The sequence below is a fragment of the Paraburkholderia caffeinilytica genome, from assembly GCF_003368325.1.
Classification (GTDB): Bacteria; Pseudomonadota; Gammaproteobacteria; order Burkholderiales; family Burkholderiaceae; genus Paraburkholderia; species Paraburkholderia caffeinilytica.
Genome location: NZ_CP031466.1, coordinates 77,663 through 99,624, shown reverse-complemented (window position 1 = coordinate 99,624; position 21,962 = coordinate 77,663). Strand labels below are relative to the sequence as shown.

The 21,962-nt window shown below is 62.0% G+C and carries 23 protein-coding genes and 1 pseudogene; 10 read left to right on the top strand and 14 right to left on the bottom strand.

The features are described from left to right. Window positions 1-77: 77 nt before the first annotated feature. The 3 genes from DSC91_RS00455 to DSC91_RS00445 form a co-directional block, all read right to left on the bottom strand. Complete coding sequence (locus DSC91_RS00455; protein ID WP_162831302.1) at window positions 78-326, bottom strand: hypothetical protein; 249 nt, start codon at window positions 324-326, stop codon at window positions 78-80. Window positions 327-390: 64 nt separating this feature from the next. Then, on the bottom strand, window positions 391-918 hold the full coding sequence (locus DSC91_RS00450) for an HAD domain-containing protein (RefSeq protein ID WP_115776319.1): 528 nt from the start codon (window positions 916-918) through the stop codon (window positions 391-393). Between the two features lie 63 nt (window positions 919-981). Then, window positions 982-1,296, bottom strand: coding sequence for a hypothetical protein (locus DSC91_RS00445; RefSeq protein ID WP_229758318.1), 315 nt, complete (start codon window positions 1,294-1,296; stop codon window positions 982-984). A gap of 550 nt (window positions 1,297-1,846) precedes the next feature. Between DSC91_RS00445 and DSC91_RS38615 the strand changes: the two genes are divergently transcribed. After that, entirely contained in the window at window positions 1,847-2,212 is a 366-nt protein-coding gene (locus DSC91_RS38615) for a helix-turn-helix domain-containing protein (protein ID WP_115776318.1), read from the top strand. A 398-nt stretch (window positions 2,213-2,610) separates the two neighbouring features. Here DSC91_RS38615 and DSC91_RS00435 read toward each other — a convergent pair whose 3' ends face one another. Further along, window positions 2,611-3,735 (bottom strand): branched-chain amino acid ABC transporter substrate-binding protein, encoded by a 1,125-nt coding sequence (locus DSC91_RS00435; protein WP_115776317.1) that lies wholly within the window; start codon window positions 3,733-3,735, stop codon window positions 2,611-2,613. Window positions 3,736-4,002: 267 nt separating this feature from the next. On the opposite strand from DSC91_RS00435, the gene DSC91_RS00430 reads away from it, so the two are divergent. The 5 genes from DSC91_RS00430 to DSC91_RS38465 all read left to right on the top strand — a co-directional run bounded on the left by DSC91_RS00430 (window position 4,003) and on the right by DSC91_RS38465 (window position 8,548). Beyond that, window positions 4,003-5,094: a GlxA family transcriptional regulator gene (locus DSC91_RS00430; protein WP_115776316.1), complete on the top strand. Its 1,092-nt coding sequence runs from the start codon at window positions 4,003-4,005 to the stop codon at window positions 5,092-5,094. 192 nt (window positions 5,095-5,286) lie between these two features. After that, window positions 5,287-6,534: a D-amino acid dehydrogenase gene (locus DSC91_RS00425; RefSeq protein WP_115776315.1), complete on the top strand. Its 1,248-nt coding sequence runs from the start codon at window positions 5,287-5,289 to the stop codon at window positions 6,532-6,534. A 59-nt stretch (window positions 6,535-6,593) separates the two neighbouring features. Beyond that, on the top strand, window positions 6,594-7,586 hold the full coding sequence (locus tag DSC91_RS00420) for an asparaginase (RefSeq protein WP_115776314.1): 993 nt from the start codon (window positions 6,594-6,596) through the stop codon (window positions 7,584-7,586). Window positions 7,587-7,634: 48 nt separating this feature from the next. Further along, entirely contained in the window at window positions 7,635-8,186 is a 552-nt protein-coding gene (locus tag DSC91_RS38470) for a hypothetical protein (protein ID WP_254597365.1), read from the top strand. 20 nt (window positions 8,187-8,206) lie between these two features. Beyond that, on the top strand, window positions 8,207-8,548 hold the full coding sequence (locus tag DSC91_RS38465; RefSeq protein WP_254597364.1) for a hypothetical protein: 342 nt from the start codon (window positions 8,207-8,209) through the stop codon (window positions 8,546-8,548). A 132-nt stretch (window positions 8,549-8,680) separates the two neighbouring features. On the opposite strand, the gene DSC91_RS37280 is transcribed toward DSC91_RS38465, so the two are convergent. Then, window positions 8,681-8,920, bottom strand: coding sequence for a hypothetical protein (locus DSC91_RS37280; protein ID WP_162831301.1), 240 nt, complete (start codon window positions 8,918-8,920; stop codon window positions 8,681-8,683). A 116-nt stretch (window positions 8,921-9,036) separates the two neighbouring features. Between DSC91_RS37280 and DSC91_RS00410 the strand changes: the two genes are divergently transcribed. Then, entirely contained in the window at window positions 9,037-9,258 is a 222-nt protein-coding gene (locus DSC91_RS00410; protein ID WP_115776313.1) for a hypothetical protein, read from the top strand. 414 nt (window positions 9,259-9,672) lie between these two features. Here the strand turns inward: DSC91_RS00410 and DSC91_RS00405 are convergent, their stop codons facing one another. The 4 genes from DSC91_RS00405 to DSC91_RS38455 all read right to left on the bottom strand — a co-directional run bounded on the left by DSC91_RS00405 (window position 9,673) and on the right by DSC91_RS38455 (window position 13,512). Beyond that, the gene (locus DSC91_RS00405) at window positions 9,673-9,942 is read right to left on the bottom strand and encodes a DUF1488 family protein (protein WP_115776312.1); all 270 of its coding nucleotides are present in this window, start codon (window positions 9,940-9,942) and stop codon (window positions 9,673-9,675) included. A gap of 468 nt (window positions 9,943-10,410) precedes the next feature. After that, window positions 10,411-11,766 carry a transcriptional regulator gene (locus DSC91_RS00400; protein WP_115776311.1) on the bottom strand — a complete coding sequence of 452 codons (1,356 nt, stop codon included), beginning with the start codon at window positions 11,764-11,766 and terminating at the stop codon, window positions 10,411-10,413. A 570-nt stretch (window positions 11,767-12,336) separates the two neighbouring features. Continuing rightward, window positions 12,337-13,038, bottom strand: coding sequence for an IS3 family transposase (locus DSC91_RS38460; RefSeq protein WP_268238880.1), 702 nt, complete (start codon window positions 13,036-13,038; stop codon window positions 12,337-12,339). Window positions 13,039-13,209: 171 nt separating this feature from the next. After that, window positions 13,210-13,512: a transposase gene (locus DSC91_RS38455; protein ID WP_268238881.1), complete on the bottom strand. Its 303-nt coding sequence runs from the start codon at window positions 13,510-13,512 to the stop codon at window positions 13,210-13,212. A gap of 21 nt (window positions 13,513-13,533) precedes the next feature. On the opposite strand from DSC91_RS38455, the pseudogene DSC91_RS00390 reads away from it, so the two are divergent. Continuing rightward, window positions 13,534-13,839 (top strand): annotated as a pseudogene (locus DSC91_RS00390) (tyrosine-type recombinase/integrase); the annotation flags it as partial. Window positions 13,840-13,978: 139 nt separating this feature from the next. Here the strand turns inward: DSC91_RS00390 and DSC91_RS00385 are convergent. Together DSC91_RS00385 and DSC91_RS00380 are read right to left on the bottom strand one after the other, a co-directional pair. Further along, window positions 13,979-14,728, bottom strand: coding sequence for a response regulator transcription factor (locus DSC91_RS00385; RefSeq protein WP_115776310.1), 750 nt, complete (start codon window positions 14,726-14,728; stop codon window positions 13,979-13,981). Window positions 14,729-14,904: 176 nt separating this feature from the next. Continuing rightward, window positions 14,905-16,860: a type III effector protein gene (locus tag DSC91_RS00380; RefSeq protein ID WP_162831300.1), complete on the bottom strand. Its 1,956-nt coding sequence runs from the start codon at window positions 16,858-16,860 to the stop codon at window positions 14,905-14,907. Window positions 16,861-17,004: 144 nt separating this feature from the next. Between DSC91_RS00380 and DSC91_RS37275 the strand changes: the two genes are divergently transcribed. Beyond that, window positions 17,005-17,352 carry a hypothetical protein gene (locus DSC91_RS37275; RefSeq protein ID WP_162831299.1) on the top strand — a complete coding sequence of 116 codons (348 nt, stop codon included), beginning with the start codon at window positions 17,005-17,007 and terminating at the stop codon, window positions 17,350-17,352. Between the two features lie 245 nt (window positions 17,353-17,597). Continuing rightward, complete coding sequence (locus DSC91_RS37270; RefSeq protein ID WP_162831298.1) at window positions 17,598-18,956, top strand: RNA polymerase sigma factor; 1,359 nt, start codon at window positions 17,598-17,600, stop codon at window positions 18,954-18,956. A gap of 55 nt (window positions 18,957-19,011) precedes the next feature. Here DSC91_RS37270 and DSC91_RS00365 read toward each other — a convergent pair whose 3' ends face one another. From DSC91_RS00365 to DSC91_RS00355, 3 genes are all read right to left on the bottom strand, one after another. Beyond that, complete coding sequence (locus DSC91_RS00365) at window positions 19,012-20,121, bottom strand: hypothetical protein (RefSeq protein WP_115776307.1); 1,110 nt, start codon at window positions 20,119-20,121, stop codon at window positions 19,012-19,014. Window positions 20,122-20,686: 565 nt separating this feature from the next. Further along, window positions 20,687-21,358: a zf-HC2 domain-containing protein gene (locus DSC91_RS00360; RefSeq protein WP_115776306.1), complete on the bottom strand. Its 672-nt coding sequence runs from the start codon at window positions 21,356-21,358 to the stop codon at window positions 20,687-20,689. Beyond that, window positions 21,355-21,948, bottom strand: coding sequence for a sigma-70 family RNA polymerase sigma factor (locus DSC91_RS00355; protein WP_115107671.1), 594 nt, complete (start codon window positions 21,946-21,948; stop codon window positions 21,355-21,357). The genes DSC91_RS00360 and DSC91_RS00355 overlap by 4 nt, the downstream gene beginning before the upstream one ends. Window positions 21,949-21,962 lie beyond the last annotated feature (14 nt).

Below are 21,962 nucleotides of genomic sequence, written 5' to 3'. Positions count from 1 at the left end.
TGCTTCATATTGAAGCGACCTGGACCACCCGCCCGCTGTCGCGGGCCACCGGCCATCCACGCCGCCTGCCGGATTGTTCATTGCCCACCGTCGTCGTCCGCGTCCGGAGCCGGTCCCACGCAGCCGGCCGGCTGCGACCCAGCGCCCGGCGAGCGCGCGGGCCGACGACGGAGCGGCCCGGCGAGCACGCTCACATGCGCGGGAAACGGCACGGTGGCGGCCTGACGCGCGTCGTCGCGGGTCGCCTGCGCGACACGCCGCAGGCGCGCCCGCAGTGCTTCGGATGGCTCGTCCGGAAACTGCACCGGTCGTCTGCGCCTGCTCATGTCCGTCCCTCACAAAACCGCGCCGGCCGTAACGGTTGCGCGCTGGCCGCGATAAGGCGGATTATCACGGCTGGTCCTCTCCTGACCGGTAGAGCGCCACGAGCCGCGTCTGCACATCCATGAGGACCGCCGGCGCGCTGATGCCCAGCACCGGATCGGTGCGCACCAGATGGCTCCGGCACACCGCCGGCCAGCCTGCGTCGTCATCGTCGAGCGCGAGCCACGCCTCGGGCCGCCGCCGGCACACGTCGCCCCAGACCTGCACACCACGCGGCATGGACCGGTACCACTCCGGATCCATCCGGCGGTGAAAGGTCGCGCCCACCACGCGTCGGCGCAGTTCCGGCGGCAGACGGTGGGCCGCCTTGCGAACGCTGCGGAACACCCGCACCCAGCTCGTGGACAGCACGATGCGCAGCTCAGGGTAAGGTTCGAGGCAGCGCGCGAGCAGCGCCGCGTGTTCGAACAGTGCATGGCCCGGTGGGCTCGCGACATACGGTCCGGTGCGCGGCCGTCGCCAGACGTCCTCCGGATGAAGCACCCCGTCGAAATCGAGATACAGTACACTGCCACCCCGTTGGCGCGGCAGCATGTCCGGCTTCTCAGAGGCCCTGCTCTGCCCCCCGTCCAGATGCGCCTCCACGGCAAGCCATAGTCAGCAACGGGCCGCTGCGGCCGGCGCCTTCGCGCGCCAGAGCCGTCTGCCACGTGCAGGCTTTGCCGCCATGGCGTACGGAACCGATAACGTGCGCCCCGCGGCCGTTGTGAACCGGGTTACCGTCAGCAGCAGCTCGCCTGTCCCGCGATGTTCGTACTCGGTCACCCCGACCCGGATCTCGCTCAGCGGTTCGAGCGTCCACTGGTCGACTTCCCGTGCGAGCCTCGTACTCAGTATGGCCGCGTCGCGCAGGACGACCTCCCCTTCGACGAACTGCTCAAGCGTCGCAGCCGTTTCGGGCAGATCCAGCATCACGATGGTCGGGACGGCCCGCGAGCGCGCCCGCGACACCCTGAGAATCAGGACGTCCCGCGGTAGAAGTTGTTGAACCGCTGACCACACCCCCCTGCCAGGCAACCCGCCGAAAGGCACGTTCAACGCAGGCACACGGTTAATTTCACTCGTCACAAACATACAGCCACTACCTCAAATGCTTTCATTACCAGCGAACTGCCCGGCGGGCACGCGGTCTTCGCTGCAGTCCAGCGGAAAGGAATCCACAGACAGACAACCAACGAACCTCGTTCCGGTTTCTCTAGTCGCGCTCACGCATGCGTGAGAGGGGGCACGCAGATGACCCACGCCTAGCAACGCGGACACCCCAAAACTACACAATTGAGACGACAGAGGACCACCTGTTGCAAGGGCATCTGAGCTCTCGCATGCCAAGCCGGACCGCTTCCGGGCAACATCAGGCGAAAAAATCAACATAATATGTTGCCACCCAACATTTTGTGATGTTACCAGAAGCGGCCGCCAAGTAGACGATTCATGTTGACTTCCAACATGAGGTGATGCCCCTGTGGTGACAATTGATGAAGAAAAATTTGTCCGGAGGCTGGGACGCGCGTTGGCTTTGGCCAGAACCGAAGCTGGTCTGACGCAGGAGCAGGTTGCCGCAGAGTTGGGCGTATTTTCAGAAACCATTAGTCGATTTGAGCGAGGAACCAACTGGCCAACACTGCCTCGTCTAATTGCCCTCGCAAGTCTCTATGCAGTTCCGCTCACGAAACTGATAGGACCGAGTTCCCCAAGGGCGCTCGATGCCGCAAACACCTTGAATGAACATTTGACAAAGCTTGGCGAAGAGGACCTCGTTTGGGTAACTGACGTCGTGGCAGAACTCTGCGAAAGACTGGCCAAACCAGCTGGGCGGCGGAGGCACTAAGCGGAGTAGCCATCCGTGAGCCAATGTTGCATCGTGGTGTCACAGGTGCCCGCTCGGGCGGTCTACCAATTTGCACCGTTAAACGCCCATGGCTATAAAGGGTGCAAAGAGATCAGATGAGTTCGTGAACGTCTAAGACGTTGCTCGCGCAACCATATCCAATCGCTCCCGATGACAAATCGGCCTTATGTCAAGCTTCACATACGGCCGATAGAGAAGCAGGCAGACGCCTCCCTGCCCCTACCGAATCTGCAATTCTTATCAAGAGGCGGTCGCCGTGATAATACCGCGTCATCACGGCCCATCAGGCGTTGGGGCGCCGAGGCCCTAAGTGGCCCATCGAGCACATATTGCGGAAGCCCGTCTTGGCCTTGTTATCGGTCTATGCTGAAGCGCTCTTACTTCTCCACAACGCCCAGTAACGCTTGTTTGCCACCGACATATTTGTACAGCGAGATCACACCGTGCCGCAGATCACCTTTTGAATCGAACTGCGTTTCGCCGAGCACGCCGTGGTAATCGGTCGCCGGCATCGCGGCGAGAATCTTCGCGGGGTCGGTCGACTGCGCCCGCTTCATCGCCGCGACAATCACGCCGACCGCGTCGTACGCAAACGGAGAATTCAAGACCGGCGCGTAGCCGAAGCGTTTCTTGTAGCGCTCGACGAACGCCGGTCCTTCGGCCATTTTGAGCAGCGGCGCACCGGCAATCGAGCAGATCACGTTGTCGGCGGCGTCGCCCGCGAGTTTCGCGAGATCGTCGGCACACAAACCGTCGCCGGCCAGCACTTTCACTGCGATGCCGAGCTGTTTCGCCTGCTTCGCAAACGGGCCTCCGGTGCCGTCGAGACCGCCATACATGATCGCGTCCGGCTTTTCGCCCTTGATCTTCGTGAGAATCGCGCGGAAATCGACGGCCTTATCGGTGCTCGCATCGTGCGACAACACCGTGATGCCATTCGCCCTCGCCTGCTTCTCGAACTCGACCGCAAGCCCTTGGCCGTACGCGGTCGAATCGTCGACGATCGCCACCGTCTTCACTTTCAGCGTTTTCGCCGCGTAGTCGGCGAGCGTTGGTCCCTGTTGCGCGTCGGTGGCAACCACGCGATACGCGGTTTTGAATCCTTGCGACGTATATGCCGGGTTGGTCGCGGACGGCGACACCTGCACGATACCGGCATCGCTGTAAATCTTCGACGCTGGGATGGTGGAGCCGGATTGCATATGACCAACCACCGCGACCACCTTGTCATCTACCAGTTTCTGCGCGATCTGGGTTGCCTGACGCGGATCGCCCGCATCGTCCTGCGCGTCGAATACCAGCGTCACCTTCTGTCCGCCGATCATAAGCCCCGTCTGGTTGAATTCCTCAATCGCAAGGCGCGCACCGTTTTCCGTGTCCTTCCCCAGATACGATGCCGGCCCGGTCACGGGCGCGGCTTCGCCGATTTTCACCATTTCGTCGGCACGGGCGACGCCCACGGCAGTCGCCGCCAAGGTCCCGAGAATACCGACAGTCGCCATGCCGCGACCCAAGGCTGTGCTTTTGCTCATGCTTCACCCGAATAGTAGTAGTGTTAGCGCACGCGACTGCATGCGGCCAGTCTTCCTGCCTTCGCCTGATCGCTCGCATCTAGCAGCGTCGTTCGTCAGCGGTTCCAAATTTAGGCCGCCAGAAAGCGGTGGCATTGAACCGATTTGCCGGAAAATAGAAGAATTGCGTCAGACACTCTTGTGCGAATTCGCGGCGCCTCACCGTATAATCAGCGCGAACCGCCTTCGAGATCGCGCATGCCGACTGCCCGTTCTTCCTCTCCTACGTCTCCTTCTTCTGCACCGACCGCTCATGAACTGGTTGAGCACCTGGACGCACTGCCGCGAACGTCACAGGCCCGCCCGAGCCGCTCCGACGCTGAGTTGAGCGTGGGCATTCTGTTGTGGCCGCGTTTTCCGATGCTGTCGCTCGCCGGGTTGTGCGACGCGCTGCGTCACGCGGCGGATCGTGGCGACCAGAGCCGCCAGTTGCGCTGTCTGTGGACGATCGTCGGCGTTCAGGCCGAAGCGGTCGAAGCGAGTTGTGGCATTCCCGTGCAGGTGCAATCGCCGTTTCCGGATGTCGCGCAATTCGACTACGTGGTCGTGATTGGCGGCCTGCTGCCGTATCTGGATCAGGTCGACCGCCGCTACTGGGACTATCTGCAGCAGGCGGCCAATGCGGGCGTTCCACTGGTCGGCATGTGCACCGGCAGTTTCGTACTGGCCCAGGCCGGTCTGCTTGAAGATCGCGTTGCCTGCGTGCACAGCTTCCATCTTGACGACTACAGGCGCATGTTTCCGACACTGCACGTCGTCACGCACGCCGACTATCTGATCGACGGCAACCGCATCACCTGTGCAGGCGGGATTTCGGTGGTCGAACTCGCCGCGCGCCTGATCAGCCTGCACTGCGGGCCGGATCGTGCGTCGAAGGTTATTCATCAGATGACCGTCAGCCGCCAGGGCGGCTCATCGTTCGTCGAGCGCCGGGCCGCGCTGGGTTATCTGTCGGTCGACGACGCGACCGTGCGTCACGCGGTACTGCTGATGGAAGAGAATCTGGAAGCGCCGCTGAACATCGCGGTCATCGCGAAGATGATCGGCACGAGCGTGCGTCACCTCGAACGCGCGTTCATGACCGAGATGAATTCGTCGCCGAATGAGTTCTATCGCAGGATGCGTCTGCGCTACGCGCGCTGGATGCTCGTCAACACGGCGCGCAAGATCACCGACATCGCGTATGAATGCGGCTTCGCCGATTCGGCGCACTTTATCCGTGTATTCCGCGAAGCGTATGGCGTGACACCCGGCAAGCTGCGCTCCTCACGCACCGCAGCCACCACCTGACCTTTCAGAGGCCGGCGCCGTACCCGCCAGCGTTTCGTCTCACCGGGCGAGGACTTGTCGCGTTTCTTCTACTTTTCGGCAAATCGATGCAATTCGTCTGCACTGGCCCCGTCGTACAGTCGGGTCATCGGGCGAGCCATGCATCGTGCGGCCCCCAACGCAAGGATCACCCAAGAAAGCGAGTGCAGCGGAATGCGGATATTGATCGTCGGCGCGGGCGTCATCGGCCTGTCGAGCGCGTATTACCTGAGCCGCGCGGGCTTCGACGTGACGGTGGTGGACCGGCATGCGGAGGTCGCCAGCGAAACCAGTTTCGGCAACGGCGGGCAGTTGTCATATAGCTACGTCGCGCCTCTCGCCGGCCCTGGCGTTGTTTCTAAACTGCCGCGCTGGCTGACGCAACGCGATTCGCCGGTGCGCTTCCGGCCGAAGCTGAGCGTAGAACAGTGGCGCTGGTGCTTCGAATTCCTGTCCGCATGCACGCGCGAACGCAGCGAATTGACCACGCAAAAGCTGCTGCCCCTATCCTTCCTGAGCCGTACGCTGATGCACGAACTCATCGCCGCCGAGCCCTCGCTCGATTTTGATTTCGTGCGCTCCGGCAAGCTCGTGCTGCATCGTGACGCCAACGCTATGAAGAGCGCAGTGAATTTGTTGGCGTTCCAGCGAACACTCGGTTGCGAACAGCAAGCGCTAAGCGCCGATGCGTGCGTCGAAATCGAGCCAGCCCTTGCGCACGCCAGATCGTTTCTGGCCGGCGGCATTCATACGCCGAGCGAAGACACGGCCGATTGTCGACGCTTCTGCAATGGTCTCGAAGCCGTGCTGCGCGAGCGCGGCGTCCGCTTCCTGATGAATACGTCAATCGACGTTCTTAGGCCCGGTGCAAAAGGCGTCGAGGCCATATGCGACGGAGCGCCGCTCGCTGCAGATCAGATCGTCGTCGCCTCGGGTGCCGGCGCAGCGCGGTTGCTGAAGCCGCTCGGCATTCGCGTGGCGATCTATCCTATCAAGGGCTACAGCCTGACGTTCAATCTTCAGCCGCAAACCGCGGCGCCGCATGTGAGCGTCACCGACTTCGCCGGCAAGGTCGTTTATGCGCGGCTAGGTGAACGGCTGCGGGTCGGGGGCATTGCCGATATCGACGGCTATTCGCTCGCAGCGGCCCCCGCGCGCCTGGCAATGCTGCGCGAAGACACAGCCACGCTCTTTCCCGACGTCGCCCAACTCTCCGCCACGGGTGAATGGACTGGCTTGCGTCCAGCAACGCCGCACGGCCTGCCGATTGTCGGACCGACGCGCTACCCGAATCTGTGGCTCAACGTTGGGCATGGAGCACTCGGCTTTACGCTCGCCATGGGTTCCGCTGCGCTTCTGGCAGATTGCCTCGCGGGCAGCAGCGGCCGCGAACTGAGCGGCGCCTTTGTCCTTTCGCATTGACGTTGCGACGCCAATTCCTTAACGACCGCGTTTCTATTCCCTAACCTGACAGAACCCGCATGACAGCAAAAGCCAATATCGTGGTGATTGGCACAGGCGGCACTATCGCCGGCCAAGGCAAAGCCAGCGTCAACACTGCCTCTTACATTTGCTCGGTGCTTGGTATCGACGAAATTCTCGGCTCGATTCCGCACGCATGCAATCTGGCGAATCTGCGCGCGGAACAACTGCTGCAAACCGGGTCCGAGAATTTCAACAACACACATCTGCTTGCCATCGGCAACCGCGTCGCCGAGCTGCTCGCAAGGAACGATGTTGACGGTGTGGTCATCACCCACGGCACCGATACGATCGAGGAAACCGCGTACTTTCTGCATCTGACGCTCAAGAGTGCTAAGCCGGTGGTGGTAGTCGGTTCAATGCGCCCGCCATCAGCAATGAGTTCCGACGCGGCGCTGAATTTATACGATGCGCTTGCGGTTGCAGCGCATCCGTCGTCTCGAGGACTTGGTACGCTGGTCGTTGCCAACAATGAGATCTACACGGCACGCGATGTCGTCAAAGGCAACAGCTTCAAGCTCGACGCATTCCGTTCGCCATACGGTGCGATGGGGTATGTGATCGAAGGCGCGCCGCGCTATTACCGCCGACCCGCACGCGTTCATACGCTCGACACGCCATGGTCGATCACTACGCTTCGCACACTACCCAAAGTCGACATCGTTTATGCGTATGGCACGCTCGAACCAGGCACGGTCAGCGCGATCGCCGCGAACGCGCGTGGGCTGATCTATGCGGGGACCGGCAACGGCAATGTCGCCAGTCATCTGATCGACCCGCTTCGAGATGCCGTGAGGCGCGGCGTGCATGTGGTTCGCGCTTCGCGCACAGGCAGCGGCATCGTGTTGCACAACGGTGCGCAACCCGACGACGAATACGGCTGGCTTACAGTCGACGACCAGATTCCGCAAAAGGCCCGCATCCTTCTGGCGTTGGCGCTCACGCAAACCAACGACACCGGCGCGTTGCAGGCCGTCTTTGAGCGCTATTAAAGCGCGCCCGGCTTCTTTCTAACCGACCCTCATCCGATCACACCAATCATGCAAGTCATCACTGACGACCACGTGCGCCGCCCCATTACGATGCACGACGCAATTTCCGAACTGCGCACCGCGCTCGTCGAACACGGCGAGGGCCGCGCTTCGGTTCAGCCCCGTGTCAGAACAAAGGGCGAGAATGTATCGATCAGCATGATGGGCGCGATCCTGCCGTTGCGCGGCGTGTGCGGCGCGAAGGTCTATTCGACGCACGGTGGCCGGTTCGATTTTGTCGTTCCGCTCTTTTCGAGCGACGATGGATGCTTGATATCGATTCTTCACGGCGACGCACTAACTGAATTTCGCACCGCAGCGGTGACGCGCATTGCCAGCGACGCACTCGCCCCGTCCGACGCACGCGTGCTCGCGGTGTTCGGTACCGGCCGGCAAGCCAGAGCACATATTCGTGCGCTCGCTGACAATTCCAGCATCGAGCGCGTGCTGATCGTCGGAATCGATCACGTTGCGCAAACGGTTGCTGAAATGCAGGCGCTATTCCCTCGCAAACTGATCGAAGGCTGCCACGCGCAAGCGGCCGCTCAAGCGGCGACGTGATCGTTACTGCGACGCGGAGTGTGACGCCACTCTTCGACGGCGCGTGGGTAAAGGCAGGAACATTCATCGCAGCGATCGGTTCAAGCAAACCCGATGCGCTCGAACTCGACGACGCACTGCTGGCGCGTGCGAGCACGCTTGTCGTCGAGTCGCTGGAGCAGGCCCGCAGCGAAGCCGGCGATCTGCTGATGGCCGCGCCGGGTGTTGTCAATTGGGACAACATTGTCGAACTCGGTGCGCTGCTCGCGAACCATCGGAGCGTGCACCGCGCACGAGGCGACCTAACGATTTTCAAGTCGCTCGGATTCGGCCTCACTGACGTTGCATTAGCCGGGTTGATCATGCGTCGCATGAGCCCCTAAGGGCAGTGACACGCCTTCGAGGATCGTCGCCGTGGCGAACCTCATCCGGAGGCCTCAGGCACCGTTGCCGTGATAACGGGTGTGGACGTCGAGAATTCGTTGCTAATATCTCCGCTGAACTCCATGCAGGCATCAATACGAAAGGTCAGGCTTGCTGCTGTTTTCCGTATGGAAGCCTGGCAGGTGTTCTAAAAAATGAAAAGCGCTTGCCCAAGTGTTATCGGTGTCTTCGCCGAAATGCTTCGCATCGACAGGAGCACCGGACGACGGTGAAAATGATGCAGCTTGCCGAACCCCGCAGGCCCGGGGCAGCGAAGCCGTCGTCTCGTGGTTGATCCCCGCGCCCGGCATTGCCAGCTGCATTGAGACCATCGGGATGATCCTGTTCGCTCGCCCGGCGCTCCGCGTACGTTTTCTCCGGCCTGTACGGCGACACCGTACACAGGCCGGAAACCATACACCGCCCCATCCCACAGGAGGATCTACCAATGACGCGACGCAAACAACCGGCGCTGCGGCCTGTCGAAACATCTGAGCAACTCGGGGCGCGCCTGCGAGCCTTTGCACTCGCAACGCGTGAACAGGCGATGAAGCCGCGTAAGGTCCCCTTTCCCGAGCACGTCATGGTGCTGGCCGGGCCGCTGAGGCGCCGGCAGGACAGACACATCGGGTCTGGCAATGAGCAGACCGGAGAACCCGATGCCGGTTAAACATCGATTCGCCCGTCGCCGGGCCCTGTCCGGCTGCGCGATTGGCCGCAACATCACGTTCTTCCGCGTCAGCTACGGGTCAGGTGACGGCCGTGGTTGCCTGAACGATGACTCCGAGATGGAACGCACGATCAATGGCAACTTCCAGGATATTGCAGTGCTCGAGTGTTTCAAACTTTTCGATGACCGGGACGCCCGGCATCACTGTCGAGGTCTCAGCGCCGCTGCGGCTGCAGGCATAGCGCCAGCGTTGAAGCGTGTACCATTTGGTGACCGCATGGCACAGAGAGCTGGGGGCTTCCCTGCCGTTCGCGGATTTTGCATAAAAGAAATGATCAACATTGGAGCGATCGTGCTTTTTATGTATTTATCACTCGAACATCGCCGCGACCATCATCCTTGGCCAACAGTCGATTACCGGGTCACGAAGTCGTTCACGGTCAGCCGCAGCGGTTCGTCGGGTCGCGCAAGTAACTTTCTTTGTGCGACAGCGACGATGCGGTTGCGGCCGCTTTCGAATGTCTTGAGTGTGCGTGCCGCGTCGGCGTCAGGCGGCAGCCAGAAGTGTTCTTCGAGTGCGTCGCGTGCAACCGCGGCTTCGACCTCGCGCCCGCGGATCGGCAGCATGAAAACCACAACGCGTCCGTCCGGCGAGACGGCGGCCGCGCGATCAAGAACTTCCATGAAGCACCTCGACGATATTATTGGCGGCCTTTGTATTTGTACTGCGCCGCGCAGCAATGAATTTACCAGAAGTTGAAAGCAGGACCATCGTCAATGACACAACGGTTCAACCTCACGAGGTATCCGCTATTGATCGCCACGCGACGTACCTGCCATCAATTTTCTCAGGCGATCACGTGTTGCAGGTGGTTTCGTGTCTTGTGGTGTACGTAGTTGGGACAAATGTTTGGTTGCGTATTCGAAATCAACGTACCTCCTAATGAGGTCGGTCGGAAACCGTGGACGCTAACGTGGTAAGCAGCGAGCTGGTTCAGATAGTCGGGCGGAGAGTGGTGCTGATCCGCACGATTGCCAATGGCTTCGAATGGTCGTATGGCTGGGCTGGACGGTCGCACCGCACAGCGTTTGCGTTTTCCGCTCGATTTCGGCTACGCGAGCAGCGGCCTCACGTCGCCGGCAAGGGTGCGCCTAACCCAGAACGAGTCGCCGGCTGAGCGCCTCGTTGATGGCCGTTCCCAGCGCGGCCGGCGTTGCCCGTTTAAACTGCGGCTGACCTGTCAGGTTCGCGAGCCGGACCGCGTCGGCCAGCAATGGATTGCCGTTGCCAGCACAGCCCGCCGCGGTGAGCTGGAGTTCAACGAGCCGCGCCATAACTTCAAGTGCTTCGCCTGTGCGCATGCCTATATCTGTGAGGAGCGCATGGATCGCTCGCAGACTAGGATGCCCCTTTATATGCACCTTCACCTTCCGGACGCGGCTGGATAGCGACAGATCGGAATCGAGCGCAATAGCGTGCAGTTCGGTAAGCACACTGGCCGACCTTCGTTCCAGGCGCGTCGGTTCGTTGCTCATGATATCGAGTGCGTGATTGACCACTATGGTTCTCTCCGCGTCTTTGGCCGCTGTGGATTTGCGATGATCGATCAGGGCACCGGGAATCCACCTGCCGACGTTCCGGTTTGCCACTTTCTTTTCTGCATCGGCAAATGCTACGGCGACGATGCCCGCCTTGGCTTCCAGCGGCAGGCCGTACGCGGGTGCGTCCAGTGACTGTCCCGAGGCGGACGGACGCCGGTTCGCGGCTTCGAAATGTTCCGCACCGTTCTTGTCGAAACCGTTTAGCCGGTGCTTCACGATGCGCGTCATCAGTTCTGCCTTCGCGTCGCGCAACTTCTGTCGTTCTTCGACGAGCGGCTTCCTCAGAAAAAGCATTTCGCGTGCGCTGGCGACCGCATAACCTGCGACCACCACCGGCAGCGCCGCGCCGTGGGTACCGGCGATCATCAGCGTACTTGCAGCAGAGCCCAGTGTCGAGATGACCGCGTGATACGACCCGTCGTTGCGCCGGTGCGTATCCCGGTGCCTGCCGATGTAGATCAGCGTCAACACGTCGCGCGCATGCCGTACCCGAGGATGGCTATCGTCATGGGCGATCCTGAGCAGCTTCTGTTTATCGTATTGCCATTGTCCGTTGCGGTCGAGTGTCACGAGCAGGTTACCGATGAACGCTGGATCGGCCTCTCGGTAGTGTGCGTCGAGTGCTGGATAGCGCGCGCGTTCGTTGTCGTTGGCCGGTTTTAGCGATGGCCGGCCAGAGCGGCGACCCTGCTGCTGTTGTGCTGACGCTTTCTTGATGGCATCGACTTCAGCTTGCAACATGATCTCGAGTCTTGCACTGTAGCGCTTCGCAAGGGCGCTGCCAGCTGCAGCCGATAAACCAGCTCCTGCCAGATTCAGCAGGTCGTGCGCTAGCGATCCGTCGTACGTGTAGGTCGATCCGGCAGTCGCGTTGCCGGCTGCTTCGATCGCATAGGCGTCGGGCATCCGGTTGAGCGCTAGTGGGGTGAGCCCGGTTTTGTTCAGGCCGAACCAATCGGCCAGTTTGCGGCAGGCATTCCTGCTGAGCGGCGCAGCGACAAGAGGCTTCGACTGGAGCCCGTGGGGCGCGGCGCCAGGCTGAGTTGCCGCGTCACTTTTCAGTGTGTTCAGGCTGCTGTCGCGCGACGATAACGCGCGCGACGGCCAGATCGCGCGGGAATCAGGAGGCGCGCGCGCGATCTGAAGGTTCGGTCGGGCGGCGGGCTAGTGGCGCGAGCGTCTTCATGAGTGTTCGGAGAAAGGGAAGCTAGAGGAATGCTCGAATCTATCCGGAACCCGGTAAAGGCTGCGAATAAATCGCTTCCCGCACTATAAATATCGCGTATCGGCGTAGGCCCCTTCGGCCTACTGGTTGGCGCACTGACAGAAATCTGTCGGATAGAATAGGCCGTACTGATGCTTGGCTTCGAGTTCAACACCCAGTGCCGGTGGCGCCTATACGGGTGCTCTCAGGATTCGGACGTTTTCATACGATAGCCGCAATAAGGTCGGTCGGAACGCGTCGACGCCAACGGGTTAAGCAGCGACCTGATTCAGATAGTATCGCTGCGTGAATGCTGCAGATGACAGGTAATCAAGACGAGCCTGCGTGCGTTGCCGGTTATAGGACGTCTCGATGTATTCGCTGATGGCTCGCCTAGCCTCTTCGCGTGTGGCGAAGCGTCGATGATAGACCAGCTCGCTTTTCAGCCTACCCCAAAACGATTCAATCGGCGCGTTGTCAAAGCAGTTTCCTCGTCGACTCATTGACGCCTGCATACGGAACTGGCCGACGAGCTCCCGATATGTGTGGGCGCAGTACTGGCTGCCGCGGTCCGTGTGGTGAATCAGACCGGCCACCGGGCGCTGCGATGCAACCGCGCGGAACAACGCCTGCATCACCAGATGCTTCGTCATGCGCCCGCTCATGGCGTAGCCGACCAGCTCGCCGCTGAACAGATCGTTCAGGCCGGCGAGGTACAGCCAGCCTTCGTCGGTCGCGATATACGTGATATCGCCACACCAGGCCTGATTTGGCGCGGTTGCGGTGAAATCCTGATTCAACAGGTTCGGTGCCACTGGCAGGTCGTGCTTCGAATTGGTCGTCGCCTTGAACTTGCGTTTCTGCCTGCAACGCAACCCAAGCTTTTTACGCAGCCTTTTTATGCGATGAACGCCGATCTGCACGCCGTGCTCATCGAGGTGTTTCTGCAAGCGTTCGGGCCCGAACACTTTCACACGTGCGCTGATGCGCAGCGAGCACCTCGGCCTCCACTCGCGGTTCCTGCCGTGCCCGCAACGACGGCGACCGCGTGCGCCACGCGTAATAGCCACTCATGGACACTCCCAGCAGCCGGCACATCGGCGGCACGTGATAGTCCTGTCGCATCTGTTCGATCAAGCCGTACTTCACCGCGACTCCCTCGCAAAGTACGTCGCGAATTTTTTTAGTAAATCGCGCTCCATCTTTACTTCGGCCGGCCCCCGCTTGACCCGCCCGAGTTCAGCTTCGATCTCCGTCAACGCCTTTTGATGCTGACCTACACGCTCCAGCTTGCCGGCCTTCGCAGCACGCACCCAGTCTGCCACTGTCTTCATTGATATCGACAGCCGACGCGCAGCCTCCGATACACCAACGCCCTCGGTCATTGCAAGCTTCACCGCCTCTTCACGGAATTCCTTCGTGTAGACGGCTTTGGGGATTCGGTTCATGTATGCCTCCATTCCTGAATTTTACGGAATGCTGGCCTCCACGCTTTCCGGCCGGCCTCAGTTTTCTCAGGCGCAGTGAGTCGCTTGCGTTCGAGCGCCGATTCGAATGGCTCGAATCAAGGACGTGCCAACCGTCTTGAACAGGCATCTGCCCACTGGCTCCGACATAGCGCGGGTTCCCACATGGCCGATCGGCAGGTCGATCTGCGACTGGTCCGCGACAATCTGGGACACGCTTCCCTAACGACGACGAGCCAGTACCTCCATTTCGATGACGATCGGCGCCACCGTGAAACTGAGGAAAAGCGTCGCATCGAATGGCACTGACGCACGCAGGTCATCCACACGCGGTCCGGACGTCGAGTGATCGGAGCGATTCCCTTCATTCGCCTCCGGCCAACTTTGTTGATCGCGAACGGCTGCTCTCGAGAAAATCGAATGCTCCTTGCCGACCCGTTTCCGTCAGTCAGGTCATTGCACTAGTTGTGGCCGTTCTCGAATTATCAACGGTCACTTGCCCGTCGTGCGCACTGCGTGCAGCTTGTAGATGTGCTGCTCGAGCGTACGCGCAGCAATCTGCTCGGCGGCGCCCAGATGCCGCTGCAATCTGCGCACGACTGAAGAATTTGCCGGGGTTCGAGAAGAACAGCCACGCAATCGCGAATTCACGCGCCGTCAGCGGAATTTCGACTCCGTCGATGGTCGCGCGGCCAGGGTTCTTTTGCAGCAGATAGCGGCCGATCTGGATCTCGTGCGTCGTGCTGTTGGAAGCGCTCCGTTGCAATGCAAGGTGCGCGCGAAAACGGACCTGCTCCATGTCGTACCAATTGACGACGTCGGTCGCGCCCGTGTCGATCCAGCGCAACAGGCTAGCCCAGCTCGACTTGTTCGTCAGCACGATCAGCGGCGTGCAGATGTCGGCATTGAAGCTGCGCCATGACAGTATGGCGCTCGTCGCTGTCGACTCGGTCTTCGAGTCGATCAGCACCAGGTCGTAGCGGTTCGCACGCATCGCACGCAACAGGTCGAGCTCACACGAGAACGACTTGACAACGATGCCATCTCCGGCGAGTGATTCTTCAAGATTGCGTCGAAGCATCCGATCGTCAGTCGCGATTGCAAAGAGCAGGTCATTATTCACGGGCGGTTCGCATCCAAATAAGTGACAACCTTTCCGATTACTGGCCGGCACCCCTCCTGCGATGCCGACCGCCATCCCCGAGACAGCTTGTTGTCCTCTCACTCGTGATATGTGGTTCGTCGTATTCCGCGGAGCGCGGGAACGGAGCGCCAAAAGGCCCGTTTCGTTGCGCGAAACGTCGTTGACGGTATCGAGTGAGATCTCTCTGTCTGTTAGTGCATCGGCAGGACGCGACGGATGCACATCGCGTATCAACTCAGTTCGACGCGGCGGGTGAAGCGGTTTATCGCTGCGAGATACAGTTCGGGGTCGGCGTGATAGCCCATGCCCGGAGGGCCGCTCGTCTGCGGAGGCGACCTCTCGGTGTCGCCTTCGGGCGTGAGCCTCGTGGCATCGTAGTCGCTCAACGCGAGCTTGAGCCGCACAAGGCCCGGTGACTTGAAGCCGAGGCCCTTCATGCGGCCCATCAGCCCTTTTCGGGGGTTCGCAGGATAGTCGAGCGTGACCGCGACGCCCCGCGGCTTCGCATAGTCGTATTCGAGCGTGCCCCCCTTTACCGCATGTCGCAACTGCGCGGTGTTGGGCAATTGCGGATCGAGCAGTACGAGCGGCGCCGGCTTCTGCAACCTGACGCGGCTTTGCAGGGCCGCCGTGAAGAGTTGCGCGCTGGCCCCGCCCATCGACGCCCCCGCGATGTGGTCGAATTCGACGCGATAACCTTCGCGCTGCGCGTGCTCGATCTTTTGCGCAATGATTTCCGCCGCGTCGCGCACCGCGCCAAACACCGTGCCAACGCCGCCCGTCCCGCTGACGAGCGCCTGCCTCACGTCGCGCCAGTTCTCCGTTCCGCCGAAGAAGACGCGCAGCTTCACGCAGCGCGTGCCGTCTGCCGCCGTGGATCGCCGCTCCTCGAACTGAAGATGCGAGACGTTCGACGCATGCACGAGCTTCTCCTTCTGTTCAGGAGTGAGCGCCGTGAACAGCCAGGCGTTGCGGATGTTGGCCTCGTTCAAGTGTTCAGAGACCAGTTGGATACGCGGCGGACTCGCCTGCGTGTGCTTTGCGAAGTGCTCGACGAATACCCCCGAACTGTCGCCCGGCCTCATCCCCGCGGCGACCGAGTCGATCGAAAAGCGCTGTGCGTCCTCGCGATACCCGGGTGCTGTGAGCTCGGCCATCAGTTCGGACAGCGCCTTCACGGCCTTGTAGTTGACGGAATCCGGCTGCGATGCGAGGGACTCGGCGCCATCGTCGCCGGTGAAATGCAGCTGCAACAGATGCTGCGTCTCGCCATTCTTGCCTCGCTGCTGTCGCTCGGTCATGAAGCAGCCGGCCCTGCCGGCTACCGCGACGAGATGCTGCAGGCGTTCGGGCGGCAAACCGCGGCCGAATTTCAACTGCGCGATCGAAGCCGCGTCAGGTATGGACGGCCCCTGATAGACCGCGCCGCGCAGTATGCGCCCAAGTGTGGCCGTCTGCATGTTGCGTACGTATTCATCGGCATGCGCGGGCCCAAGCCCGAGTGCTCCGGTGATCAACGAGAGCTGCTCGTCGTCGAGGTTGTAGGCCGACATCAGCACGTTGTCCATGCCGTTGATCTTCGGTCCTGAGGGCAACGCGCGAATGGAGCTCGGCTTTGCTGTGCGCGCCTCGGAAGCAGGTGATGCTCCTGCGGATCGCGGCGCATGCGCGACTTTTGCGGTCGCGCCGGGAGCTGCCGTGCTCGTCGATGTTTCCGCCCGTGTTTTCGGTTGCAAGGACATCTGTGGATCGACGCCACCTTGCGATCGCGTCGACGGCGATCCACGCGATGGCGAGCGCATGCCGACCATGCTGCCGCTGTCGCCCACCGAACGTTCGTGCGTCGCGTTGTGCTGTTGCAGGCGCGCCATGTGCGCAGTCGTCTCCGGCGTGGGGCGTTCGCGGTGCATCAGTTCGCCAAGCGTCGTGCCCGGTGCCACTTCCCGGATTTCTCCGCTCGCGCCCCAGCGTTGCAATTGCTCAACCGGTGCGCGCGACGCACGTCCGTCGCCGACCGCGGCCGGTGAATACGACGGCGATGGCGAACGCGCGCCGAGCGTGAGCAACGCGGAGTCGGTTGAACGAGCGCGCGCACGACGGCCTGTGTCGTTGCGGCGCGTCGAGGTCTCGGGCGTCGGGCCGAGATCGGACATCGAGCGTGCGTCGATCGCTGAACGGGTTTTCATGGCGCCTCCTCTGCGCGGCAGGCGGTTAAGCGAACGGCCGCGCGCGCGGCACGATGCGCCCCGCATCGCTTGAGCACGTATTGAACGCTTGCTCTTGAGCACGCCCGCTGAAGCCCCGCGAAAAGTCGGGTCCATGCGCGAACCATGCACAAGGCCGTGTGCCGCCGCGCGACAGGCTTCGTTCACGCCTTCATTTTTTCCGGCCGTCACACCCGCGTTCATTGTCGCGACGACCATAATCGCGCCGTCCGGCAGGATTCGAAGGAGTTCGTCATGCAGCACGCCATTCATCGTTCGCCGCTCGCCATCACCCACGGCATGGCCATTGCGCTCATCACGCCATCCGCGCGCGCCGATTGCTTCGATGACGCCACCTACCAGCAAGTCACTGCATCGCAAAAAAATAATTGCGCAAAGAATAGTTCGCGTTGCGCGACGAAGCGCAGGTTACCCGCGATCCGGACGCGAATTAAGCGAATCATTCATGGTTGAGTCACATAGTTCCCGATACATGGGACAAGACGCGGCCGCCGGTCCCAACTGCCGCGCGATTCAATAATTTCCGCGCTGTCGGGCAGGTATGCTCATAGCTGGGCAAACGGTTTGAGGCGCGGGCCATGCAACTTTCGTCAGCCCCATGGCTTATCCGATCCGTGCCTCTCTTGCCCGCATGACTTGACTTGCCGCCGTTCTTTCGTTCGGTGCACAAGTCAATGAGAAAGAAGTGAGGAAAGCGAATGGTGGCACATCTTGTCGACGAAACGCGCATTTTCTGGTCGAGTTCATCGGATCGCCCAACGCCCGCGGCAATCAGGCGCCATGGCGCACAGGCGCTAAGGCTCGCGCATCTGATCGAAGACCCGTCGCCGGCGGTCGTGTTTATCGACTGCGCGGATACCGACGCTAGCGTTGAAATAGAAAAGCTGCGGATCGAGAACGGCGATGAACACTATCTGATCCCGGTGCTACGCGAGCTTTCTGCCGGGCAAGTCGTCTCGCTCATCGCGCGCGGCGCCCACGACGCGGTGAACGACGAAGACCTGTTGAACCCGGACGCCATCATCGAACGCGCACGCGCCCAGACGAGGCTGCTTGCGTATGCGCGCGACGGCGTCACCGACTTTTCCACCCTGCAGAATCACACGGACGGCATGGTGTCGCCGGTGTTCTTCAAGGACGCGAATGGCCTGTACACCGGCTGCAACCCGGTCTTCGAACGCTTTCTCGGTATCGACCGCGGCGGCATTCTCGGCAAGACCGTCTATGACGTGGCGCCCTCGGACCTCGCGCTGACCTATCACAAGGCCGACCTCGATCTCGCAGCCGACGGCGGCGTGCAGACGTATGCGGCCGGTGTGCGCAACGGGGCGGGCATCGTACGCATGGTTCGCTTTTACAAGGGCGTCGTCTATGACGAGGACGGACGCATCACCGGCATTGTCGGCGCGATGCACGACATCGGCGATCTGCGTGGACACGAAACCGCGCGCCAGGAGATCGACGAAGTCACCAACCACGTGTCCGCGAATCTCGTCGCGCGTGAGGGCTTCGCTGCCGTCGATCACGACCGGCCCTTGCTCGAGCGCGTGGCGGCGGGCGACGCCTCGGCGCTCGCCCGCCTGTACCGGCTCTACCATCGGCGGCTTGCGCGCTTCCTGACCCGGCTCACGTGGAAGAGCGAGGTGATCGACGAAATCATCAACGACACCTTCATGGTCGTCTGGAAGCGGGCCGGCGACTTCCGGGGCGAGGCCCGCGTCTCGACATGGATCATCGGCATCGCATATCGCTCGGCGCTGCGCGCGTTGCGCGACCAGCGCCGTTCGGAATTCGAACCGCTGGACATCGACCATGCCGATACAATGGCTCAGTACTGGCACGACCATGAATTGTCGGACCTGCTATCGAAGGCGCTCGATCTGCTACCCGTCGAGCAGCGGCTCGTGATGGCGCTCGCCTACGTGCTCGGACATTCGGTCGCAGAGATCGCGGAGATCACCGGCTGCCCGGTGACGACGGTTAAGGCGCGCATGCATCGGGCGCGCTGCAAGCTGCGAGAGACGATGGATATGTTGGGGAACGTCAAGTGCGTTTGAGAGCGCGCTTCAAAGTGCGCCCCTGCCCCGCAATGCTGCTGGGTGACCTCGTCACTCAGCGCCACAGTTTTCGCGGCAGTTGGACCATGCGGCCGAGCATGCCCGTGATACCACTGCGACGCGCGCGATCTGTGGGCGTAGTTGATGTCCCGGGCGTCGCGACTGAAGCCGCGGACGATACCGTCGCGCTCGATTGCTCACGGCGTGACGGCGACCGCGCGAGCGTCGGCTCGTCAGTCACACCTGCATGGCTTTCCTTGCCTTGATCGCTTGCCTCGTCGATATGAAGTTTGCTGGAGTCCTGAAGCACCGCGATTTCTCCGGTGTTCGCCGTAGCTTCGCGTTGCGGTGAGCCGCTCTTTTCTTCCGCGGACGCCAACTTTGTGTCCCGGACATCCGGATGCCAACTCACGCGCGGCCCGGCCTCGCGGCGGGCCGCGCCCGGTTTGCGCAATGCGCTCTTCGGCCCGGCTGGGGCCGATGGCTCTGCTGGCTCCGATGCCTTAGCGCCGGTATTGACGCGACCGCTGTGCAGATCCACTTCGATCAGATCGTCGTCATACTCGGGAGCCGCTGCCGTGTTTTGAGTTTGCGTCTGAGCGAGTGACGCCGGGGCATGCTGAAAGGCGCGCTCTTCATTGAACAACTGAAGTAGCGTCTTCTGCGGCGCGCGCTCTGTGGCCGGCAGAGGCAGTTCGAACAGCCCGTCGTCGTCGGGCTCGATCTCCGGGTTGGTGTGAGAAGACGCTGTCGTGCTCGGCTGCGCTTTGGCGGTTGCGCCGCTCGCGCCCGTCGGCGGCTTGGGCGCGGCCCGCTTCGGCACGACCTTGTTCATCACCACAGCCTGCTCGCGAGTCAGTTTCATCACGCCACCATTCGCACTGGCGCGCGGCGTATCGACTCGCCGACGCTGCTGATTGATCCACTGGACGGCGTTCCCGACAGGATCTTCCTTCGCCGTGACAGTCGCCGAAGCAGCCCCGGGCGAGCGCGTCGCGGGGCGCGAGCCGCCGCCAATCGACCTCAGTTGCGACAGGACTGTGCTCGCCGCACCGGAGAAGTGCGACTTCGACCGTGACCGGCTCGCATCGCCACCGGCACGCTGGGGTGGGTGAGCATCGGCGAGATCGGTTGCAAGGGTGCTGGCTGTGCGCTGTGTACGCATGAAGTGGCTCCACTGGAAAATTCGGCGGGCAAGGAAGAGCCAGCACCTGTCGCTGCGTCGAACCGGACATCGGACGGAAGGCCGCTCACTTGACTAGTGAAATTGCCTGATAAGAGCATGCGCCCTGGATAACGCCCAGCGTGGCCGGCGGGCGAACCGGTTCGTCCACCACCGAAAAGTGGCGTAGCGAGCGACGCGAACACCGAGTCGCGCCAGCCTGCGGTCAACGCAAGTTCGTTGTAGTTGGAACGCGACGCGGACGGCGCCCGGTTGAACGGGTAGTGCGAGAGCATGGCCTGCGCGGTCCAGTCGCCGGAAAGGCGCCAGCCATAGCCCGCGTTGACGACGAACCTCGCGCCCGTGGTCATCGCCCCATCTGATGGAGGCCGCCGACGCGCCCGCAAAGAAGCCGTTACCAGGATACCAGCTCCGCGCAAGGCTCAACGACGGTCAAAGCAATGGCTTTACACAAGCCATCCGGCAAGCTCAGGGCGCGCGGGAACGCACCTAGCTTGCCGATCCTAACCGATGAACCCGAACAGTAAAAAAAATTGACAAGGAATTGTCAGGGACCGCTGGCGCCCTCCCCGACCGGCTCCGCGAAGCGCACGCCGGGCGCGGCGCGCAACACGCCGAGCTGCCTTGCGACGTCGCCCGGAGCAACCGGCACGAGCGGCGCGAGCGAATAGACGCCGTTTTCGCTCGGGCCGCCGACAATCTGCAGATGAAGCGGCACGAGCAGCGCCTGCAGCCGGCCAACCGGCATCGCGGGATCGGCGACAAGGCGGATCGTCGCGCGCGCAGCGCCCGCATTGACCTCGGACAGTGTGTGATAGTTCGCCGGCACGCTATCGGCGCCGCGGCTGAAACCGAGCGTCGCCAGTGCGCCCGTCTCCAGCAGCACGACGGCCGCGAGACCGCACGCGATCGCCGTCATGCGGCCGCGCCAGGGTGCCGACGACAACGTGCCGGTGCGAACGGCCGGCTGCGCCGCTTCGTCAAAACGCTCCCACAGATGATCGAGACCGCGTTCGATGTCGGGGCCGGCGTCCTCGCGCGACGCCATCGCCGCGCACAGCGTGCGTTGCGATGCGAGCTCGGCCTGGCATCGTTCGCAATCACGCACGTGCGCGTCGACCAGCTTGCGTTCGGCGTCGGACGCCCGGCCGTTGACGATCCACGGCAACAGTTCCCATACATGCAGATGAGCGAGTTCGCTCTCGGCTGGATTGCTCATCGAGCGCTCCCATCAATGCCGGCGAGCGCCGGCAGCAGATTGCGCAGCTTGACCCGCGCATGAAACATTCTGGCCTTCACGGTACTGACAGGGCTTTCGGTTATCTCCGCAATCTCTTCGAGCGAATGGCCCATTACGTAGGCCAGCTCCATCACGATGCGCTGCTCCGGGGCGAGCCTGGTCAGCCCCTTGGTCACCCAGTCGGTCGTTTCGTGTTCGGCGAACGGCTCGACGCACGGCCCCTCATAGTCGTGCTGCTGTTCCGCCGGCAAGCCACCCTGGCGCAGTGCCTTCAACGTAACGCGGTACGCAATGCCCATGAGCCACGTCGACACGCGTGATTGGCCGCGAAATTCGCCAGCCTTCTGCCAGACGATCATAAAGGTGTCGTTGATGACTTCCTCGATCACGTCGTCGCGCCGCGTGAAGCGGCCGAGAAAGCGGACCAGTCGCCGGTGATATTCGCGGTAGAGCGTGGCCAGCGCGGACCTGTCCGCCGCCGAGATGCGCTGCAGCAGCGCGACATCCTCCGCGTCGACGCTACGCGCGGCAAGACAGACGTTGCTTGTAACGATCGGTTCCGGTGACATGTCGCTGTGCTCGC

What these genes read in the sequence shown, in the direction of transcription:
- DSC91_RS00455 (WP_162831302.1), bottom strand. Translation starts at nt 326, where the DNA reads ATGAGCAGGCGCAGACGACCGGTGCAGTTTCCGGACGAGCCATCCGAA.
- DSC91_RS00450 (WP_115776319.1), bottom strand. Translation starts at nt 918, where the DNA reads ATGCTGCCGCGCCAACGGGGTGGCAGTGTACTGTATCTCGATTTCGAC.
- DSC91_RS00445 (WP_229758318.1), bottom strand. Translation starts at nt 1,296, where the DNA reads ATGCTGGATCTGCCCGAAACGGCTGCGACGCTTGAGCAGTTCGTCGAA.
- DSC91_RS00435 (WP_115776317.1), bottom strand. Translation starts at nt 3,735, where the DNA reads ATGGCGACTGTCGGTATTCTCGGGACCTTGGCGGCGACTGCCGTGGGC.
- DSC91_RS00430 (WP_115776316.1), top strand. Translation starts at nt 4,003, where the DNA reads ATGCCGACTGCCCGTTCTTCCTCTCCTACGTCTCCTTCTTCTGCACCG.
- DSC91_RS00425 (WP_115776315.1), top strand. Translation starts at nt 5,287, where the DNA reads ATGCGGATATTGATCGTCGGCGCGGGCGTCATCGGCCTGTCGAGCGCG.
- DSC91_RS00420 (WP_115776314.1), top strand. Translation starts at nt 6,594, where the DNA reads ATGACAGCAAAAGCCAATATCGTGGTGATTGGCACAGGCGGCACTATC.
- DSC91_RS38470 (WP_254597365.1), top strand. Translation starts at nt 7,635, where the DNA reads ATGCAAGTCATCACTGACGACCACGTGCGCCGCCCCATTACGATGCAC.
- DSC91_RS37280 (WP_162831301.1), bottom strand. Translation starts at nt 8,920, where the DNA reads ATGGTCTCAATGCAGCTGGCAATGCCGGGCGCGGGGATCAACCACGAG.
- DSC91_RS00410 (WP_115776313.1), top strand. Translation starts at nt 9,037, where the DNA reads ATGACGCGACGCAAACAACCGGCGCTGCGGCCTGTCGAAACATCTGAG.
- DSC91_RS00405 (WP_115776312.1), bottom strand. Translation starts at nt 9,942, where the DNA reads ATGGAAGTTCTTGATCGCGCGGCCGCCGTCTCGCCGGACGGACGCGTT.
- DSC91_RS00400 (WP_115776311.1), bottom strand. Translation starts at nt 11,766, where the DNA reads ATGCCCGACGCCTATGCGATCGAAGCAGCCGGCAACGCGACTGCCGGA.
- DSC91_RS38455 (WP_268238881.1), bottom strand. Translation starts at nt 13,512, where the DNA reads ATGAACCGAATCCCCAAAGCCGTCTACACGAAGGAATTCCGTGAAGAG.
- DSC91_RS00385 (WP_115776310.1), bottom strand. Translation starts at nt 14,728, where the DNA reads ATGGCGGTCGGCATCGCAGGAGGGGTGCCGGCCAGTAATCGGAAAGGT.
- DSC91_RS00380 (WP_162831300.1), bottom strand. Translation starts at nt 16,860, where the DNA reads ATGAAAACCCGTTCAGCGATCGACGCACGCTCGATGTCCGATCTCGGC.
- DSC91_RS37275 (WP_162831299.1), top strand. Translation starts at nt 17,005, where the DNA reads ATGCACAAGGCCGTGTGCCGCCGCGCGACAGGCTTCGTTCACGCCTTC.
- DSC91_RS37270 (WP_162831298.1), top strand. Translation starts at nt 17,598, where the DNA reads ATGGTGGCACATCTTGTCGACGAAACGCGCATTTTCTGGTCGAGTTCA.
- DSC91_RS00365 (WP_115776307.1), bottom strand. Translation starts at nt 20,121, where the DNA reads ATGCGTACACAGCGCACAGCCAGCACCCTTGCAACCGATCTCGCCGAT.
- DSC91_RS00360 (WP_115776306.1), bottom strand. Translation starts at nt 21,358, where the DNA reads ATGAGCAATCCAGCCGAGAGCGAACTCGCTCATCTGCATGTATGGGAA.
- DSC91_RS00355 (WP_115107671.1), bottom strand. Translation starts at nt 21,948, where the DNA reads ATGTCACCGGAACCGATCGTTACAAGCAACGTCTGTCTTGCCGCGCGT.